This window comes from Gryllotalpicola daejeonensis, from assembly GCF_039538145.1.
Lineage (GTDB): Bacteria > Actinomycetota > Actinomycetes > Actinomycetales > Microbacteriaceae > Gryllotalpicola > Gryllotalpicola daejeonensis.
Genome location: NZ_BAABBV010000001.1, coordinates 593426 through 611419, shown reverse-complemented (window position 1 = coordinate 611419; position 17994 = coordinate 593426). Strand labels below are relative to the sequence as shown.

The window sequence follows — 17994 nt, the reverse complement described above, 5'->3', positions numbered from 1 at the left end:
GGTATAGGAAAAGGGCCCCGCCGAAGCGGGGCCCTTCCGAATGCGTGCCTTACAGGCTGCTGACCAGCTTGGCCAGGCCGGACTTGCGGTTCGCGGCCTGGTTCTTGTGGATGACACCCTTGCTGACGGCCTTGTCGAGCTTCTTCGACGCGGTCTTCAGAGCGGCGGCGGCCTTCTCTGCGTCGCCGGCGGCGACGGCGGCGCGGGTGGTGCGCACGAGGGTCTTGAGCTCGCTCTTGACGGCCTTGTTGCGCTCTTCGGCCTTGCGGTTGGTCTTGATGCGCTTGAGCTGCGACTTGATGTTTGCCACTTGCGTGTTCCTTCTATCGAACGGACTGATGAATGGCCACCAGGAGGTAGAGGGGCTCCGGCGGCGATTCGCACGCGTGTGGGACACGTGCGGAAGTCGACCACTCATGCTATCAGAGCGCCCCGATAGCCTCGGGTGCATGCCAGAGCTCGCGCGCCACATCGAGTCCGTTCCCGCGTCAGGCATCCGCCGCGTCTTCGATGCTGCCCACGGCCTGCCGGACGTGATCATGCTCGCGATCGGCGAGCCCGACGCAGATCCGGCGCCGCACATCGCAGCGGCGGCCGCGCGCGCCTGGGCAGACGGATTCACCGACTACACGCCGAACGGCGGCATTCCCGAGTTCCGCGAGGCTGTGGTGGCCAAGCTGCACTCCGTCAACGGCATCACGGTCGACCCGGACCAGGTCTGGAGCACCGTGGGCGCCACCCAGGCCCTCCACCAGGCGCAGGGTCTGGTGCTCGACCCCGGCGACGAGATCCTCATTCCCGACCCGGGCTACACGACGTTCGCGATGGCGGCGCGCATGCACAGCGCCGTTCCCGTGCGCTACGCGCTGCGTGCCGAGCACGGATTCCTGCCCCAGGCATCCGACCTCGAGAAGCTCGTGACGCCCCGCACTCGCGCGCTCCTCGTCAACTCGCCCTCCAACCCCCTGGGGGTCGTCTTCCCCGAAGAGACGCTGCGCGAGCTGCTGGAGTTCGCGAAGCGGCACGACCTCTGGGTGATCAGCGACGAGGTCTACGAGTACTTCGCGCACGGCCGGCCGCACATCAGCATCGCGAGTCTCGACGCTGACGACCGCGTGCTGAGTGTGTTCTCGCTGTCGAAGAGCTACGCAATGACCGGCATTCGCGCGGGCTACCTGGTCACGCCGCCCGGGCTCGGCGACGAGCTGCGCCGCGTGCAGGAGGGCTCGATCAGCTGCATCAACGCGCCCGCGCAGTATGCGAGCATCGCCGCCCTCACGGGGCCGCAGGACGCCGTCGCCGCCGCCGCCGAGCACTACCGCGAGAACGTCGCGCAGGCGACCGCGCTACTGCGCGAGCGGGGGATCCGGCACTACGAGCCCGAGGGCGCCTTCTACCTCTGGATCGACGTCTCGCAGGCCGTCGGCGAGGGCGACGTGCAGGAGTGGGCCGAGCGCTTCGTCATCGAGAAGCGCGTCGCGGTCGCCCCGGGCAGCGCATTCGGCCCATCAGGCGAGGGGTGGATCAGGGTCTGCGCCGCGAGCCCGACCGAGGCGCTGCTGGAGGGGCTCCGGCGTCTTCCTGCCCGAGTCTGAGTTTCAGGGCCGATCTGAGAGAATCGTCGGGACATGTCACCACGAGCCCAGGCGGCCCTCGAGCCCGCAGCAACGGACCCGGCCCGCATCCGCAACTTCTGCATCATCGCGCACATCGACCACGGCAAGTCGACGCTCGCCGATCGGATGCTGCAGCTGACCGGCATCGTGCAGGAGCGCGACATGCGCGCCCAGTACCTCGACCGCATGGACATCGAGCGCGAGCGCGGCATCACGATCAAGAGCCAGGCCGTGCGGATGCCGTGGGAGCACAGCGGCGACACGTACGCGCTCAACATGATCGACACGCCCGGCCACGTCGACTTCACCTACGAGGTCTCGCGCTCGCTCGCCGCCTGCGAGGGCGCGATCCTGCTCGTCGACGCGGCGCAGGGCATCGAGGCGCAGACGCTTGCGAACCTCTACCTCGCACTCGAGAACGACCTCGAGATCATCCCTGTCCTGAACAAGATCGACCTGCCCGCCGCAGACCCTGAGAAGTACGCCGCCGAGCTCGCGAACCTGATCGGCGGCAGCCCGGACGACGTGCTGCGCGTCTCCGGGAAGACCGGCATGGGCGTCGACGCGCTGCTCGACAGGGTCGTCGAGCGCATCCCGGCGCCGAAGGGTGACGCATCCGCGCCCGCCCGCGCCATGATCTTCGACTCGGTCTACGACGCGTACCGAGGCGTCGTCACCTACGTGCGCATGGTCGACGGCAAGCTGTCGCCCCGCCAGCGCATCCAGATGATGTCGACGCGCGCGACGCACGAGCTGCTCGAGATCGGCGTGAGCTCGCCGGAGCCGACGCCCACGAAGGGCCTCGGCGTCGGCGAGGTCGGCTACCTGATCACCGGCGTGAAGGACGTTCGCCAGTCCAAGGTGGGCGACACCGTCACCGATGCAGTGAAGCCGGCCACGGAAGCACTCGCGGGCTACACCGACCCGAAGCCGATGGTGTTCTCGGGCCTGTACCCGATCGACGCGAGCGACTACCCCGAGCTGCGTGAGGCGCTGGACAAGCTGAAGCTGTCGGATGCCGCGCTGAACTACGAGCCGGAGACGTCGGTCGCCCTCGGCTTCGGCTTCCGCTGCGGCTTCCTCGGTCTGCTGCACCTCGAGATCGTCACGGAGCGGCTCGAGCGCGAGTTCGGCCTCGACATCATCACGACGGCCCCGAGCGTGGTCTACGAGGTGACCACAGAGGACAAGAAGACGGTCACCGTCACGAACCCGTCGGAGTTCCCGAGCGGCAAGATCGATTCGGTGCGCGAGCCCATGGTGCGCGCCGCGATCCTCGCGCCGAAGGACTACGTCGGCACGATCATGGAGCTCTGCCAGTCCCGCCGAGGCACGCTGATCGGCATGGACTACCTGAGTGAGGACCGCGTCGAGATCAAGTACGTCGTGCCCCTCGGCGAGATCGTCTTCGACTTCTTCGACCAGCTGAAGAGCCGCACCCAGGGCTACGCGAGCCTGGACTACGAGCCGGCGGGCGACCAGGAGGCCGACCTCGTCAAGGTCGACATCCTGCTGCAGGGCGAGCAGGTCGACGCGTTCAGCGCGATCGTGCACCGCGACAAGGCGTACGCCTACGGCGTGCTCATGACGGGCCGCCTGCGCGAGCTCATCCCTCGGCAGCAGTTCGAGGTTCCCGTGCAGGCTGCCATCGGTGCCCGTATCATCGCCCGCGAATCGATCCGCGCGATGCGCAAGGACGTCCTCGCCAAGTGCTACGGCGGTGACATCACCCGCAAGCGCAAGCTGCTCGAGAAGCAGAAGGAGGGCAAGAAGCGCATGAAGATGGTCGGCCGCGTCGAAGTCCCGCAGGAAGCCTTCATCGCCGCACTCTCCGGCGACACCGAGCGCAAGGACAAGGACAAGTGAGCGCGCAGCGCCGCGGTCGCGAAGGCGCGGCCGAGACGCCGGTCACCTATGGAGCGATCGGCGGTACTCAGGCCATCGACCTGCTGCAGTACCCGCCGCACGGCTATAAGCCGATGGAGCGCAGCATCCGCCTCGGCAGCGGCGACGAGCGCTGGGAGACGTCGAAGGCCGCCCTCATGTCGTGGGGCGTGCAGCGCGGCGCCGGACTCAAGGTGACGAACGTCGACCTCGGCACCGGCGAGCAGTACGCCGGCGTGCGCTTCGCGGAAGACGGGACCCCGGTCGGCATGCGCGACGTCGGCGGCGCGGAGTCCGTGTACAACGACGAGGGCGAGCCGCTCATCTCGAACGGCATGTCGGCGGTGCTCAAGACGAAGATCGGCCCGATCACCGTCGAAGCGCCGGTGCGCGTCGTCTACGTCATCGACGACCCGAAGCGGGTCGGCTTCGCGTACGGAACGCTGCACGGCCACCCCGAGAGCGGGGAAGAGGCCTTCATCCTCGAGCACCGCGACGACGATTCCGTTTGGCTGACCGTGCGGAGCTTCTCGCGCCCCGCGTCGTTCGGCTGGCGCCTGCTCTCACCGATCTCGAGCAGCGTGCGCAAGGACATCACGGCGAAGTACCTGCGCGCGCTGCATCCCATCAATGCCGCGTAGCCATCGTGCCTAGCGCACTTCCCCTCGGCGACCCCGCACCACAGGACGGGCTGTTGCCGGCGCAGGCGGCGGTCGGTGCGACCGATCGCGATTTCGGCGTGTACCTGCACGTGCCGTTCTGCCGCGTGCGGTGCGGCTACTGCGATTTCAACACGTACACCGCGACCGAGCTGCGCGGGGTGAAGCAGACGGATTACGCGGACCAGGCGATCGCCGAGGTGCGGTTCGCCGCCCGCGCGCTCGAGCGGTCGGGCCTTCCCGCACGCCCGGTCTCGACGGTCTTCTTCGGCGGCGGCACGCCGACGCTGCTGCCGCCCGGCGACCTCGCGCGCATGCTCGCCGCGGTGCGCGACGCATGGGGGCTCGCGCCTGGGGCCGAGATCACCACAGAGGCGAACCCCGACTCGGTGGATGCCGCGGCGCTGCGCAGCCTCGCCGATTCCGGCTTCACCCGCGTCAGCTTCGGCATGCAGTCGGCCGTGCCGAGCGTGCTTGCGACCCTCGAGCGCACCCACGACCCCGAGCGCGTGCCCCTCGTCGTCGAGTGGGCGCGCGACGCCGGGCTCGACGTGAGCCTCGACCTGATCTACGGAACGCCGGGGGAGACCCTCGACGACTGGCGCCGCTCGCTCGATGCCGCGCTCGCGTGCGCCCCCGACCATCTGAGCGCGTACGCGCTGATCGTCGAAGAGGGCACCAAGCTCGCGCGCCAGATCCGCCGCGGCGAGGTCGCCGAGCCCGATGACGACCTGACTGCGGACATGTACGAGCTGGCGGATGCCGTGCTCGAGGCGGCGGGCTACGGGTGGTACGAGGTCTCCAACTGGGCCACCGGCCCCGAGCACCGCTCGCGGCACAACCTCGGCTACTGGCGCGGCGCCGACTGGTGGGGCGTCGGCCCCGGCGCGCACAGCCACGTCGGCGGTGTGCGCTGGTGGAACGTCAAGCACCCCGCGGCATACGCGGCACGGATGCTTCAGGGCGAGTCGCCCGCCGCAGGGCGCGAGACCCTCGACGCCGAGACTCGGCGCGTCGAGGACATCCTGCTCAAGGTCCGCATCGTCGAGGGGCTGCCCGTCGCAGAGCTCGATGATGCCGGGCGCACCGAGGTCGCCGGGCTCATCGCCGAAGGGCTGATCGACGGCGCGGCGGCGATCGGCGGAAGCATCCGGCTCACCCTGCGCGGCCGCCTGCTGGCCGACGCGGTCGTGCGCCGCCTCGTGCCGTGATGCGCGCGGCTACTTGAAGAACTTGATCGCCAGCGGATACGTGTAGTACTCGCCGCGGCTCGCGGCCAGCGCACCCATGATGCTGAACACGATGTTGACGATCCACACCGCGGCGAGGATGAAGAACCCGACGATGAGGAACGCGGTGATCCAGCCGATGATCTCGGCGATGATCATCGTGATCTGGAAGTTCAGCGTGGTCGTGGTGTGCTGGCGGACGAACGGGCCGCGGTCCTTGTAGACGACATAGAGGACGATCGCGCCGATGAGGCCCGCGAACAGCCCGCCGGTGATCAGGTTGAGCCCGCCTGCGATGACGTGCGTGAGGATCGACCAGGTGCGCTCTTCGTCAGGGCGCAGCTGCGCCCCGGCGTACTGCGGGGGAGGCGGCGGCGGTGTGTACGACATGGTGTGCGAGCTCCGTACGTCTAGTTTGGAGTCAGCGTAGCGGGGTTAGTATTGGCACTCATAGGTCTTGAGTGCCAGAACTGGTGAGGGGAGCGTCGTCGATGGTTTCTGAGCGAGGTCTCGCGGTTCTCCGGGCGATCGTGCAGGACTACGTCGCGACGCGCGAGCCCGTCGGCTCGAAGACCATCGTCGACAAGCACCGCTTCGGGGTGTCGGCCGCGACGATCCGCAACGACATGGCGCTCCTCGAAGACGAAGAGCTGATCGCAGCGCCGCACACGTCGTCCGGCCGCGTCCCCACCGACAAGGGCTACCGCGTGTTCGTCGACCAGCTCGCCGACGTCAAGCCGCTCTCACCCGCGCAGCGCCACGCGATCGAGGTCTTCCTCGGGGCATCCGTCGACATCGACGACGTGCTGTCGCGCACGGTGCGCGCGCTCGCGCAGCTGACCCACCAGGTCGCGCTCATCCAGTACCCGTCGGTGTCACGCGCCCGCATCCAGCATCTCGAGTTCGTCGCGCTCGCCCCGCGGCGCGTGCTCACCGTGCTCATCGCCGACACCGGCGTCGTCGAGCAGCGCGTCGTCGAGTTGGGCGCGGACTATGAAGAGCCCGTCCTGCGCTCGCTGCGCGACGCCGCGAACGAAGCACTCGTGGGCGTGCCGATGGCGGATGCCGCGACCGTGCTGCCGACGATCGTCGAGCGCTTCCCCGAGCCGCTCCGCCCCGTGATCGCCGAGCTGGTGGAATCCGTCGCCGGCATCATCGGCTCGACCCGGCAGGAGCGCCTGATCATGGCCGGCACCGCGAACCTGGTGCGCACCGAGCACGACTTCACCGGCAGCGTCTACCCGATCATGGAGGCCATCGAAGAGCAGGTCGAGCTGCTGAAGCTCTTCGGTGAGATGGCGGCCGAGCAGCACGGCGTACTGGGCAACCGCGACGTGAGCGTGTCGATCGGCCGCGAGAACGAGCCGTTCGGCCTTGCAGAGACCTCGGTGCTGACCTCCGGCTACGGCACCTCGGGAGGTACGGTCGCGCGGCTCGGCGTGCTCGGCCCGACGCGCATGGACTACTCCACCAACATGGCCGCGGTGCGGGCTGTCGCCCGCTACCTGAGCCGCTCGCTCGGCGACCAGGCCTGACCCGGCCCGAGCCACGACCACCAACTGAAGGAGCCGCCAGTTCATGGCAGCAGACCACTATGAAGTCCTGGGCGTCGACCGCGACGCCAGCCCCGATGAGATCAAGAAGGCCTACCGGCGCCTCGCGCGCGAGCTGCACCCCGACGTGAACCCCAGCCCGGAGGCCGCAGAGAAGTTCAAGCTGGTGACGCACGCCTACGACGTCCTCTCGGACCCGCAGCAGCGCCAGCAGTACGACCTGGGGCCGCAGGCGGGGCCGTTCGGCGGCGCGCAGGGCTTCGGCGGCTTCGAGGACATCTTCTCGACCTTCTTCGGCGGGGGCGGTGCGAGCCGCGGGCCGAAGTCGCGCCGCGAGCGCGGACAGGACGCGCTGCTGCGCGTCGAGATCGACCTCGCCGACGTCATCTTCGGCGCCCACCGCGATCTCGAGGTCGACACGGCCGTGCTGTGCGAGCGCTGCCAGGGCTCGTGCTGCGAGCCGGGCACCCACCCCGTCACGTGCGACATCTGCCACGGCACCGGGTCGATCCAGCGTGCGGTGCGCTCGCTGCTCGGCAATGTCATGACGTCGAGCCCGTGCGGCACCTGCCGCGGCTACGGCACCGTGATCGCGACGCCGTGCGTGACCTGCCAGGGTCAGGGCCGCGTCCGCGCGCGCAAGACGATCCCCGTCGACATCCCCGCCGGCGTCGACACCGGCCTGCGTCTGCAGCTGCCCGGCCAGGGCGAGGTCGGCCCCGCGGGCGGCCCCAACGGCGACCTCTACCTCGAGATCAAGGTCAAGCACGACGACGTCTTCAGCCGCGACGGCGACGACCTGCTCGCGACGCTCGAGGTTTCGATGACCGACGCGATCCTCGGAACGTCGACGACGTTCACGGCGCTCGACGGCGAGGTCGACCTCGAGCTGCGACCGGGCACTCAGAGCGCCGAGGTGCTCACGATCAAGAACCGCGGTGTGACGCGGCTGCGCGGCAACGGCCGCGGCGACCTGCGCATCGGGATCCAGGTGGTGACGCCGACGAAGCTCGGCCGCAGCGAGCGAGAGCTGATCGAGCGCTTCGCGAAGCAGCACAAGTCCGAGAGGCCGCATCTCTCGCAATTCCAGCAGGGGCTGTTCGCGAAGCTGCGCGACCGGTTCCTGAACCTCTAGCCCGTGGCCAACTTCTACCTCGTCGAAGAGCTCGCCGACGCGACGGTCGGCGGGCTCGTCACGGTGGCAGGCCCCGAGGCGAAGCACATCGCGACCGTGTCACGGACCCGCGTCGGCGAGCCGCTGCTCGTGGGCAACGGCCGCGGGCTCGTGGTGAGCGGCGTGGCCGAGTCCGTCGCGCCGGCTTCGGTCGAGGTGCGCGTCGACGAGGTGCGCAGAGCGGATGCCGCAAGCCCTGCGATCCGACTCGCGCAAGCGCTCGCGAAGGGCGACCGCGACGAGCTCGCGATCCAGGCCGCGACCGAGCTCGGCGTCGATGGGGTGATTCCGTGGCAGGCCGAGCGATCGGTCTCGCGCTGGGCCGGCCCGAAGCTCGAGAAGGGCCGCGAGCGCTGGGCGACCATCGTGCGCGAAGCGGTGAAGCAGTCCATGCGCCCGTGGGCGCCCGAGGTCGCTCAGCTCGCCTCGACGAAGCAGCTTTCCGAGCTGGCCGCGACCCACCGCGTGCTCGTGCTCGAGCCGACGGCCCAGCATCCGATCACCTCGATCACGCCGGACGGGCGCGACCTGCTGCTCGTCGTCGGCCCTGAGGGCGGCATTGCGCCCGCAGAGCTCGATCAGCTGCAGGCCGCAGGCGCCGAACTCGTGCGCCTCGGCGACTCCGTGCTGCGCACCTCGACCGCGGGGCCCGCGGCGATCGCCGTGCTCAGCGCGGCGCTTCGTCGCTGGTAGTCCGCCGCTGCAGCGCGAGCTTCTCGAGCTTCGGCGCGAGCGCGTCGAAGAGCGCGAAGAGGTTCTCGGTGATGCGCCGGCCGCCGCTCGGCAGCGCGAAGCGGCCGATCAGGTAGACCGAGCGGCCGGCGATCTGCAGCTGGATGCCCCGGCCGAAGTCGTGCAGCACCGCCATCAGGTCCGGCTGCAGCACATAGAGCAGCTCGGCGGGGTTCGCGTCGGCTGCGTGCCGCAGGCGGAACTGCGACTGGAAGTCGCCTTCGAGCTCGAGGGTCTTCGGGTAGCGGTCGAGCGCGTTCCAGTAGCCGCCGAGCACGGGCCGGGTCTCGCTGTCGAGCCAGAGCCCGGGCAGCTCGGCCGGCAGTTCGAAGTGCAATACGCCGCGCACGTGAGTGACGCGGTTGCGCCCCGTGGGGCGCAGACCTGCCGTGGTGGTGAAGTTCAGCGCGTAGGTATCGAACGCGCGTCCGCGGATGCCGGTGAGCCTGTCCCTGATCGTGGCGTCGCTGCCCACCCCGCGGTAGAGGAGCTCGGGGTCGAGGTCTGGCGGGAACGGCAGACGGCGCGGGTCATAGGTGAAACCGTTCGCGGCGGCGAACCGCGCCAGCCGAGCACGCCCGAGAGCGAGGCGCCGAGCCTGCCGCGACCACCAGGCGACGAGCCACACCCAGAGCCCGAGAAGCGCGGCGGCCACGCAGCACACGACGATGCGCCCGGTCGGGCCCTCGAGCAGGAACAGCGCGGCGAGGCAGAGCAGCAGCACGGTGCCGGAATTCCTCGACGTGCGCCACAGCGGCGCAGGCATCCCCAGTCCCTTGTCCGCGCCGGCCGCAACGCGCATCGCCTGCACCTCGCCCGGCGCGCAATCGGCGCTCAGCTCATCGAAACGCAACGGCGCAACTTCCCCCACGGTTCACATGATGCCCGCCGAATAGGATTAGGGGCATGAGCGACCGCGCACCGTCCGTCTTCTCGCGCATCATCGCGGGTGAGATCCCCGCAGATGTCGTCTTCGATTCCGATCGGGTGATCGCCTTCAAGGACATCAACCCGCAGGCGCCCGTGCATGTGCTCGTCGTGCCGAAGACCGAGCAGTACGCGAACGTCGCCGAGCTCGCCGCCGGCGACCCCGAGCTGCTCGCCGAGGTCGTCGCGACGGCGCAGAAGCTCGCGGAAGAGCTCGCCGACGGCGACTACCGACTCATCTTCAACACCGGCCAGGGTGCAGGGCAGACCGTGTTCCACGTTCACGCCCACGTGCTCGCCGGTGGTCTGACGGAAGGCTCTCTTGTCTGATCAGCCCACGCAGGCACATCTCGAGATCGACGGCGTCGCCATGGTGCGGCTGCTCGGCCCGCAGGACCGGCTGCTGACCACGCTCGAGAGGCAGTACCCGGCCGTGCAGGTGCACGTGCGCGGAAACGAGCTGACGCTGTCGGGCGACGCCGACCAGGTCGCCAGCGCCCGCACCCTCGTCGCAGAACTCATCGAACTCGTCAAGAACGGCCACGACCTGCACCCCGCAGAGGTCGGCCGGGGCCGTCAGATGGTCGATGCCGGCCTCAGCCCCAGTGCCGTTCTCGGCGAATCGATCCTGCAGGTGCGCGGGAAGACCATTCGGCCGATGACCCCGGGGCAGGCCGACTACGTGCACGCCATCGACGAGAACACGATCGTCTTCGGCATCGGACCGGCGGGCACCGGCAAGACCTACCTGGCGATGGCCAAGGCTGTGCAGGCGCTGCAGCGCAAAGAGGTCGACCGCATCATCCTGTCGCGGCCGGCGATCGAGGCGGGGGAGCGGCTCGGGTACCTGCCCGGCACGCTGACCGACAAGATCGACCCGTACCTGCGCCCGCTCTACGACGCACTCAACGAGATGATGGACCCCGAGCTCGTGCCGAAGCTGCTGGCGGCCGGAACGATCGAGGTCGCACCGCTCGCCTACATGCGCGGCCGCACCCTGAACTCGTCGTTCGTCGTGCTCGACGAGGCGCAGAACACCACGCCCGAGCAGATGAAGATGTTCCTGACGCGACTGGGCTTCGGCTCGCACATGGTGATCACGGGGGATGTCACGCAGATCGACCTTCCCGCCGGGGCATCCGGTCTGCGCCTCGTGACGCGCGTGCTCAAGGACATCGACGACATCAGCTTCTCGTACCTGACCAGCGACGACGTCGTGCGTCACAGCCTCGTCGGCCGCATCGTCGACGCCTACACCGAGTACGACCAGACCCAGCAGGCCCGGCACTTCGAGCGCGAGCAAGCCCGCGACTTCGCGAATCGGGCCGAGCGCCGGGCGGCAGACCCCAACCTCCGACCCAGAAGGCCGCGCCAGTGACCATTGAGGTAAACAACGAGTCCAACGTCGACGTCGACGAGGCCGCTCTGCAGCGCCTCGCCGTCTACGCGCTCGACGCGATGCACGTCAGCCCCGAGGCGGAGCTCGCCATCCTGCTGGTCGACGAGGCGGCGATGGAGCAGCTGCACGTGCAGTGGATGGACGAGCCGGGGCCGACCGATGTGCTGAGCTTCCCGATGGACGAGCTGCGCCCAGGAACAGAAGACCAGCCGAGCCCCGCCGGCCTGCTCGGCGACGTCGTGCTGTGCCCGCAGGTCGCCCAGACGCAGGCCGAGAACGCGGGCCACTCACTGAAGGACGAGCTGCAGCTGCTGACCGCGCACGGCATCCTCCACCTGCTCGGCTTCGACCACGCCGAGCCCGCGGAGGAGCGCGAGATGTTCGGCATCCAGCGCGACATCCTCGTCGGGTTCACCCTGCAGGAACGCCGCAGGTAGGCGCGGGTGTTCGCCGCCATCCTGTTCGTCGGCGCGTTCCTGCTCGTCGCCCTCGGTGGCTTCCTCGCCGCCCTCGAGTCGGCCCTGTCCGTCACCGGCGGCGACATCCGCGACCAGAACGCGGTCAGCTTCTTCCGCGTCGTCGCCGAGACCACGGCGGCGGTGCTCGTCACTCTCGCGTTCGTCATCGTGCTCGACCGCTGGTGGCTCGCCCTCATCGTGAGCGCGCTCATCATGACCGGCGCGAGCTTCGTGCTGGTCGGAACCAGCCCGCGCAGCGTGGGCCGCGCGCACCCCGAGGGGCTGCTCCGGTTCGCGCGTCCGCTCATCGTCACGCTGCGCACGGTGCTCGGCCCGGTGGCCCGCCTGCTCGTGGCTCTCGGCGACCGTGTCACTCCCATGCGCGCCCGTTCGACGGTCGGCAGCGAAGAGCAGCTGCTCACTCTCATCGATGACGCGGCGTCGCACGACGTGCTCGAAGAGCAGGACGCCGAGCTGATCCACTCGGTGTTCGAGTTCGGCGACCGCCTGGTGCGCGAGGTGATGGTGCCGCGCACCGACATGGTGACGGTGGATGCCTCCGCGTCGGTCGCCGCCGCCATGAGCGTCTTCCTCGGGCGCGGTGTCTCGCGCGTGCCCGTCACCGGCGACGGACCCGATGACGTCACCGGCGTGCTGTACCTGCGCGACGTCGCGCGCCTCGTCTATGAGCGGCCGAGTGAGGCGGATGCCGCGGCAGCGGCGACCCTGCAGCGGCCGGCCGCGTTCGTCCCCGAGTCGAAGCCCGCCGACGCGCTACTGCGGCAGATGCAGCTCGAGAAGAACCACCTCGCGCTCGTCGTCGATGAGTACGGCGGCATCGCGGGTCTCGTCACCATGGAGGACCTCATCGAAGAGCTCGTGGGCGAGATCACCGACGAGTACGACAAGGGCGCGCCGCTGGTCGAGCCGCTGGACGAAGGGCCGACCGCCTTCCGCGTCAGCGCGCGCTTGTCGACCGACGAGCTCGGCGAGCTGTTCGACCTCGAGGTCGACGACGAAGACGTCGACTCGGTGGGCGGCCTGCTCACGAAGGCGCTCGACAAGCTGCCAGAGCCGGGGGACCACGCTGAGGTCGCCGGCCTCGAGCTGACGGCCGAGCGCACCCAGGGGCGCCGGGGCCGGCTCGCGACCGTCATCGTGAGGCGTGCCACCATGGAAGACGATGAGTGAACAAGCATCCGCCCCGCCGTTCAAAGCCGGATTCGTCAGCTTCGTCGGCCGCCCGAATGTCGGAAAGTCCACGCTGACCAATGCGCTGGTCGGCGAGAAGGTGGCCATCACCTCGTCGAAGCCGCAGACGACGCGCCGTGCGATCCGCGGCATCGTGAACCGCGCCGACGCCCAGCTCGTCATCGTCGACACGCCGGGCGTGCACCGCCCCCGCACGCTGCTCGGCGAGCGGCTCAACGCGGTGGTCGAAGAGACGCTCGCGTCGGTCGATGTCATCGGCATGTGCTTCCCGGCCGACGAGAAGATCGGCCCGGGCGACCGGTTCATCGTGGAGCGGATCGAGGGCGCGCCGCGCGCGAAGAAGGTCGCGATCGTGACCAAGACGGATGCCGCGGGCAAGGCTGCCGTCGCCGAGCAGCTGCTCGCGGTCAGCCGCCTGCGCGACTGGGACGCCATCATCCCGATCTCCGCGGTCAAGGGGCGCCAGCTCGACGAGCTCGTCGACGAGCTCGTGAAGCTCCTACCGGACTCGCCGCAGCTCTACCCGACGGGCCAGCTGACCGATGAGGCGACGATCGACCGCATCGGCGAGTTCGTGCGCGAGGCCGTGCTCGAAGAGGCGCGCGAGGAGCTGCCGCACTCGCTCGCCGTCACGATCGACGACATGGTCGAGCGGGAGGACAAGGACCTCGTCGAGATCTACGCGAACCTGTTCGTCGAGCGGGACAGCCAGAAGGCGATCGTCATCGGCCGCGGTGGCGCACGCCTCAAGCAGATCGGCGCCGACGCGCGTGCACAGATCGAGGCGCTGCTGGGGCGGAAGGTGTTCCTGTCGATCCACGTGAAGGTCGCGAAGGACTGGCAGAGCGACCCGAAGCAGCTCGGCAGGCTCGGCTTCTAGCCGTACATCTGCAGACGGATTCCGGCGGCACCTGCCGTGCAGGCATCCCGTGCGCGCCTACGGTTGATGCGTGCGTGAACTCACCCGTCGCCAGCTGGGCGTCGACCTCGGCATCGCGGTCGCGTTCGCCCTGGTGAGTCTCGTGTTCGCACGTCATGACGGCCAGATCTCGCTGATCCCGCTCACGGTCGCTGCCGCCGCGGTCGCGTTCCGGCGACTCTCGCCGGGGCTCGCCCTCGGCATCGCGTGGGCGGCCGCGCTCATCCAGATGTCGGCGGGACTCAGCCCGGCGCTCTACGACCTCGGCGTCTGCATCGTGCTGTACGCCAGCGCGGCTTACGGCGGCGAGGTGGTGCGGTGGCTCGGCCTGTCGTCCGCCATCGGCGGCGCGATCATCGCGACGATCTACCTCCAGTTCCGGTTCGAGTGGTTCACGGCGCTGCTCGCGTCACCCGGAGTGCTCGTCTCCGAGCTGCGCAGCGCGGTGGCCGTCGGCGCCGGCATCCTCGCGCTCCTGGTTCTGTCGTGGGTGTCCGGGCAGCTCGCGCGCTCGATCCGCGTCGGTCGCGAGACCAGCCGGCGGGAAGAGCTCGCGCGGCACGACGCGGACATCGCCGAGTACCGCGTGGTCGTCGAGCAGGAGCGCAACCGCATCGCACGTGACATGCACGACGTCGTCGCGCACTCGCTCGCCGTTGTGATCGCACAGGCCGACGGCGCGCGGTTCGCGGCATCCGCCCGCCCCGATCTTGCCGTGACGGCGCTCGGCACGATCTCGAGCGTCGCGCGTGATGCGCTGGGGGAGGTGCGGATGCTGCTCGCCGAGCTGCGTCACGACGAGGGTTCGACCCCGCAGCCGACCGTGGTCGACTTCGATGCGCTTTTCGAGCAGCTGCGTGGCGCGGGGCTCGAGCTGCGGGTCCACGAGTCGGGCGAGCGCCGGCCGCTCGGCACCGGCCACGAACTGGCCGCCTACCGCATCGTGCAGGAAGGGCTGACGAACGCGTTGCGTCACGGAGCCCCGGGCGCGCCGGTCGACCTCACGCTGTTCTGGGCCGATGACGGCCTGCACCTCGAGCTCGTCAACGACGTCCCAGAGGCCCCGGACGACGCGCCGGCGCTGGGCCGCGGCCACGGGCTCCCGGGCATGCACGAGCGCGCCCAGCTTGCGGGCGGATTCCTGGCCGCTGAGCCCGATGCAGAGGGCCATTTCCGCCTGCGCGCACGGGTGCCCGCCGCATGAGCGCCCCGATCCGCGTCGCACTCGTCGACGATCAGGCGCTCTTCCGTGCCGGCATCCGCATGCTCATCGAATCCCAGCCCGACTTGAGCTTCGCGGGCGAGGCCGGCGACGGCATCGCCGCGCGCCAGCTGGTGGCGCAGTCGCGCCCCGACGTGGTGCTGATGGACGTGCGGATGCCACGCCTCGACGGCATCCACGCGACGCGCGACATCCTCGCCGACGCCGCAGACGGCGGCTACCCGCCGCCCCGGATCGTGGTGCTCACCACGTTCGACCTCGACGAGAACGCCGCGCGCGCCATTCGCGCCGGCGCGAGCGGCTTCGTCCTCAAAGACGCCGATGCGGAGTTCCTGCTGGCGGCGATCCGCACCGTGCACCAGGGCAACGCGGTGATCGCGGCGACGGCGACGCGTGAGCTGTTCGCACACGTGGCCGCGGGGCAGGAGCGCCGCCCCGCGCCCGCAGCGTGGGCAGAGCTCACCGGCCGCGAGCGCGAGATCTTCCGCCTCGCGGCGCGCGGGCTCTCGAACGCCGAGATCGCCGCCGCCGAATACGTGAGCGAGGCGACCGTGAAAACGCACGTGAGCCGCGTGCTCGGCAAGCTCGGGCTGCGCGATCGGGTTCAGCTCGTCGTCTTCGCCTACGAGCACGAGCTGCCGGACCAGGCCTGAGCCTCCTCATCCTCCCGGATGACGGGGAACCGCTCTCACGGGCGACGCGCCTGCGGTACAGGCATCCCTAGCGTCAAATCATGCCTACGAATCTCGCCAGCCCCCACGTCGCCCGCGTCAGCGGGCTCACCCGCAGCTACGGCGCGGGCGCCTCACAGGTCACCGCCCTCGCGGGCGTGGACCTCGCCCTGAACCGGGGCGACTTCACCGCGATCATGGGTCCGTCGGGCAGCGGCAAGTCGACGCTGATGCACATCATGGCCGGTCTGGACGCGGCGACCGACGGCCGCGTCTGGCTCGGCGAATACGACATCACGAATTTCGATGACGCCGATCTCACGCTGCTGCGCCGGCGCCGCGTCGGGTTCGTCTTCCAGTCCTTCAACCTGCTGCCCACCCTCGACGTGCGCGGCAACGTGCTGCTGCCGTTCGAGCTCGACGGCCGGAAGCCGACCGAGTCCGAGCGTCAGTGGATCGACACCCTGTTCGACTCGCTCGGCCTGCGCGACCGGCTCACCCACCGCCCGCATGAGCTGTCCGGCGGCCAGCAGCAGCGCGTCGCCATCGCCCGCGCGCTCGCGACGCGCCCCGAGGTCGTCTTCGCCGACGAGCCGACGGGCAATCTCGACTCGCGCACGGGGCGTGAGGTGCTGCGCCTGCTTGCCGACGCGGCCGCGACGCACGGCCAGTCGATCGCGATGGTGACGCACGACCCCGTGGCCGCGAGCTTCGCCGACCGCGTCGTGTTCCTCGCCGACGGCAAGGTCGTCCGCGATGAGCCGCGGCGCACGCCGGAGCAGCTCTCGGCGATCATGCTCGCGATGGAGACGGAGGCGGCGGCATGAGGGCCACCCTGCTCGTCGCCGGCCTTGCTGCCGCCTTCGGAACGGCGCTGCTGCAGATCACCGGCGTTCTCGCCGCCGTCATCTTGAACAACCCCGTGCTCGGCGACCACGAGACGACGCTGCTGATGCTGAACATCACCGCCTATGTCTTCATCGTCATCGCCGTCTACGTCAGCGGCATCGTCACGACCAACACGGTCGCGACGGTCGTCGCGGGGCGACGCCGCACGATCGCGCTGGTGCGCCTGATCGGGCGCGGAGCGGGCGAAGAGCGCGCCCGCATCGCACGCGAGGGTCTGCTGGTGGGCGCGTTGGGCGCGGTGATCGGATGCCTCGTCGGCACCGGCTTCGCCGCACTGGTCGCCTGGGCGGCCGTTGTCGCCGGGCTCTTCCCGGCCCCCGGCTATTCGTATCTGAACGCCGTCGTGCTCATTCCCCTCGGCGGCGTCGTGCTCACGACCTGGATCGCCAGCTGGGCCGGCTCGCGACGCGTGCTCGCCGTGCGCCCGACGGAGGCACTCGGGAACGCGGTCGAGCTCGACTCAGAGCCCGCAGGGGGCGGCACCGGCCGGCTCGTCGTCGCCGTCGCGCTGGTGGCGCTGGGTGCGGGCGCCCTGGCGGCCGGCATCGCCATCGGGCAGAGCATACCGCTCGGCCTGCTCGCCGCGGTCGCCGGCGGACTGCTGTCGTTCACCGGCCTGACGATGGAGGCCGGCCGGTTCGTGCCGCCGGTGCTGCGCCTGGTCGGGGGCCTGTTCGCCCGCACGCAGCCGGGCCGGCTCGCCGTCGAAAACACCCTGCGCCACCCCGAGCGCAGCTCGCGCATGACCATCGGCCTCATCATCGGGGTCACGCTCGTGACGACGTTCGCGGTGACGATGCAGTCGTTCCGTGACTTCATCGCGGTGGCGCAGCGCGCTCAGCCCGAGGTCTACCAGGGCACCAGCCAGGTGCTCGGGTCGATCACCGCGATCTTCACCGTGTTGATCGGATTGAGCGCCCTGATCGCCGCCGTCGGGCTCGTCAACTCGCTGTCGCTCAACGTGCTGCAGCGCACCCGCGAGCTCGGCCTGCTGCGCGCACTCGGAACCACGGCGGCGCAGGTGCGCGGCATGATCCTCGCCGAGGCCGCCGCGCTCACACTCACGGCGCTCGCCCTCGGCGTCGCGCTCGGCTTCCTCTACGGCTGGGCGGGCACGCAGGCGGTGCTCGGCTGGATCAAGGGGTCGCCGGGATTCCTGTGGCCCGGGGTTCCGTGGGGGATGCTGGCGGGGCAGGTCGTCGCCGCCGCGGTGCTGACGCTTGCGGCATCCGTCGCCCCTTCTCGCCGTGCGACCCGGGTATCGCCCGTCGCCGCGCTCGCTGTCGACTGAGTCGGCGTGCTAGCCTTGCCGCAATGTTCGGCCAGCTCCTCCTTAGCTGCCGCGCCGAGTCCTCCATCTAGAGGCCAGACTCGTCGCGGAGTTTCCTGTCGGCTTCTTTCCGGCTCAGGCAGTCATCCTGAGAAAGACA

General features: G+C 69.9%; 19 protein-coding genes. 16 read left to right on the top strand and 3 right to left on the bottom strand.

Annotation, left to right across the window (positions count from 1 at the left end):
• Positions 1 to 49 precede the first annotated feature (49 nt).
• Positions 50 to 310: a 30S ribosomal protein S20 gene (gene rpsT, locus ABD736_RS03090; RefSeq protein ID WP_344790267.1), complete on the bottom strand. Its 261-nt coding sequence runs from the start codon at positions 308 to 310 to the stop codon at positions 50 to 52.
• Positions 311 to 449: 139 nt separating this feature from the next.
• On the opposite strand from rpsT, the gene ABD736_RS03085 reads away from it, so the two are divergent.
• From ABD736_RS03085 to hemW, 4 genes are read left to right on the top strand one after another with little or no spacing between them, the layout of a single operon-like run.
• Positions 450 to 1595 carry a pyridoxal phosphate-dependent aminotransferase gene (locus ABD736_RS03085; RefSeq protein ID WP_344790266.1) on the top strand — a complete coding sequence of 382 codons (1146 nt, stop codon included), beginning with the start codon at positions 450 to 452 and terminating at the stop codon, positions 1593 to 1595.
• Positions 1596 to 1628: 33 nt separating this feature from the next.
• Positions 1629 to 3482 carry a translation elongation factor 4 gene (gene lepA, locus ABD736_RS03080; protein ID WP_344790265.1) on the top strand — a complete coding sequence of 618 codons (1854 nt, stop codon included), beginning with the start codon at positions 1629 to 1631 and terminating at the stop codon, positions 3480 to 3482.
• A complete protein-coding gene (locus tag ABD736_RS03075) occupies positions 3479 to 4141 on the top strand; it encodes a DUF1990 domain-containing protein (protein WP_344790264.1) in 663 nt (220 codons plus the stop codon). Before lepA ends, ABD736_RS03075 begins: the two co-directional genes overlap by 4 nt.
• A 5-nt stretch (positions 4142 to 4146) precedes the next feature.
• On the top strand, positions 4147 to 5370 hold the full coding sequence (gene hemW / locus ABD736_RS03070) for a radical SAM family heme chaperone HemW (RefSeq protein WP_344790263.1): 1224 nt from the start codon (positions 4147 to 4149) through the stop codon (positions 5368 to 5370).
• Between the two features lie 9 nt (positions 5371 to 5379).
• Here hemW and ABD736_RS03065 read toward each other — a convergent pair whose 3' ends face one another.
• A complete protein-coding gene (locus tag ABD736_RS03065; protein WP_344790262.1) occupies positions 5380 to 5778 on the bottom strand; it encodes a DUF4870 domain-containing protein in 399 nt (132 codons plus the stop codon).
• 101 nt (positions 5779 to 5879) lie between these two features.
• On the opposite strand from ABD736_RS03065, the gene hrcA reads away from it, so the two are divergent.
• The 3 genes from hrcA to ABD736_RS03050 are packed head-to-tail and all read left to right on the top strand — an operon-like array spanning position 5880 to position 8808.
• Entirely contained in the window at positions 5880 to 6923 is a 1044-nt protein-coding gene (hrcA, locus tag ABD736_RS03060) for a heat-inducible transcriptional repressor HrcA (protein WP_344790261.1), read from the top strand.
• Between the two features lie 43 nt (positions 6924 to 6966).
• A complete protein-coding gene (gene dnaJ / locus ABD736_RS03055) occupies positions 6967 to 8076 on the top strand; it encodes a molecular chaperone DnaJ (RefSeq protein ID WP_344790260.1) in 1110 nt (369 codons plus the stop codon).
• Between the two features lie 3 nt (positions 8077 to 8079).
• Positions 8080 to 8808: a 16S rRNA (uracil(1498)-N(3))-methyltransferase gene (locus ABD736_RS03050; protein WP_344790259.1), complete on the top strand. Its 729-nt coding sequence runs from the start codon at positions 8080 to 8082 to the stop codon at positions 8806 to 8808.
• On the opposite strand, the gene ABD736_RS03045 is transcribed toward ABD736_RS03050, so the two are convergent.
• A complete protein-coding gene (locus ABD736_RS03045; protein ID WP_344790258.1) occupies positions 8783 to 9718 on the bottom strand; it encodes a hypothetical protein in 936 nt (311 codons plus the stop codon). The two genes, ABD736_RS03050 and ABD736_RS03045, sit on opposite strands and share 26 nt — an antisense overlap.
• A gap of 35 nt (positions 9719 to 9753) precedes the next feature.
• Between ABD736_RS03045 and ABD736_RS03040 the strand changes: the two genes are divergently transcribed.
• The 9 genes from ABD736_RS03040 to ABD736_RS03000 all read left to right on the top strand — a co-directional run bounded on the left by ABD736_RS03040 (position 9754) and on the right by ABD736_RS03000 (position 17855).
• Entirely contained in the window at positions 9754 to 10104 is a 351-nt protein-coding gene (locus ABD736_RS03040; RefSeq protein ID WP_344790257.1) for a histidine triad nucleotide-binding protein, read from the top strand.
• 40 nt (positions 10105 to 10144) lie between these two features.
• Positions 10145 to 11152 carry a PhoH family protein gene (locus ABD736_RS03035; RefSeq protein ID WP_344792197.1) on the top strand — a complete coding sequence of 336 codons (1008 nt, stop codon included), beginning with the start codon at positions 10145 to 10147 and terminating at the stop codon, positions 11150 to 11152.
• Positions 11149 to 11610, top strand: coding sequence for an rRNA maturation RNase YbeY (gene ybeY, locus ABD736_RS03030; protein ID WP_344790256.1), 462 nt, complete (start codon positions 11149 to 11151; stop codon positions 11608 to 11610). Before ABD736_RS03035 ends, ybeY begins: the two co-directional genes overlap by 4 nt.
• Before the next feature lie 6 nt (positions 11611 to 11616).
• Positions 11617 to 12822, top strand: a complete 1206-nt coding sequence (locus ABD736_RS03025) for a hemolysin family protein (protein ID WP_344790255.1) — start codon at positions 11617 to 11619, stop codon at positions 12820 to 12822.
• Positions 12815 to 13723 carry a GTPase Era gene (gene era, locus ABD736_RS03020; RefSeq protein WP_344790254.1) on the top strand — a complete coding sequence of 303 codons (909 nt, stop codon included), beginning with the start codon at positions 12815 to 12817 and terminating at the stop codon, positions 13721 to 13723. Before ABD736_RS03025 ends, era begins: the two co-directional genes overlap by 8 nt.
• A gap of 70 nt (positions 13724 to 13793) precedes the next feature.
• Positions 13794 to 14966: a sensor histidine kinase gene (locus ABD736_RS03015; protein ID WP_344790253.1), complete on the top strand. Its 1173-nt coding sequence runs from the start codon at positions 13794 to 13796 to the stop codon at positions 14964 to 14966.
• Complete coding sequence (locus tag ABD736_RS03010; protein ID WP_344790252.1) at positions 14963 to 15637, top strand: response regulator; 675 nt, start codon at positions 14963 to 14965, stop codon at positions 15635 to 15637. Before ABD736_RS03015 ends, ABD736_RS03010 begins: the two co-directional genes overlap by 4 nt.
• Before the next feature lie 80 nt (positions 15638 to 15717).
• A complete protein-coding gene (locus tag ABD736_RS03005; protein ID WP_344790251.1) occupies positions 15718 to 16482 on the top strand; it encodes an ABC transporter ATP-binding protein in 765 nt (254 codons plus the stop codon).
• A complete protein-coding gene (locus ABD736_RS03000) occupies positions 16479 to 17855 on the top strand; it encodes an ABC transporter permease (protein ID WP_344790250.1) in 1377 nt (458 codons plus the stop codon). Before ABD736_RS03005 ends, ABD736_RS03000 begins: the two co-directional genes overlap by 4 nt.
• Positions 17856 to 17994 lie beyond the last annotated feature (139 nt).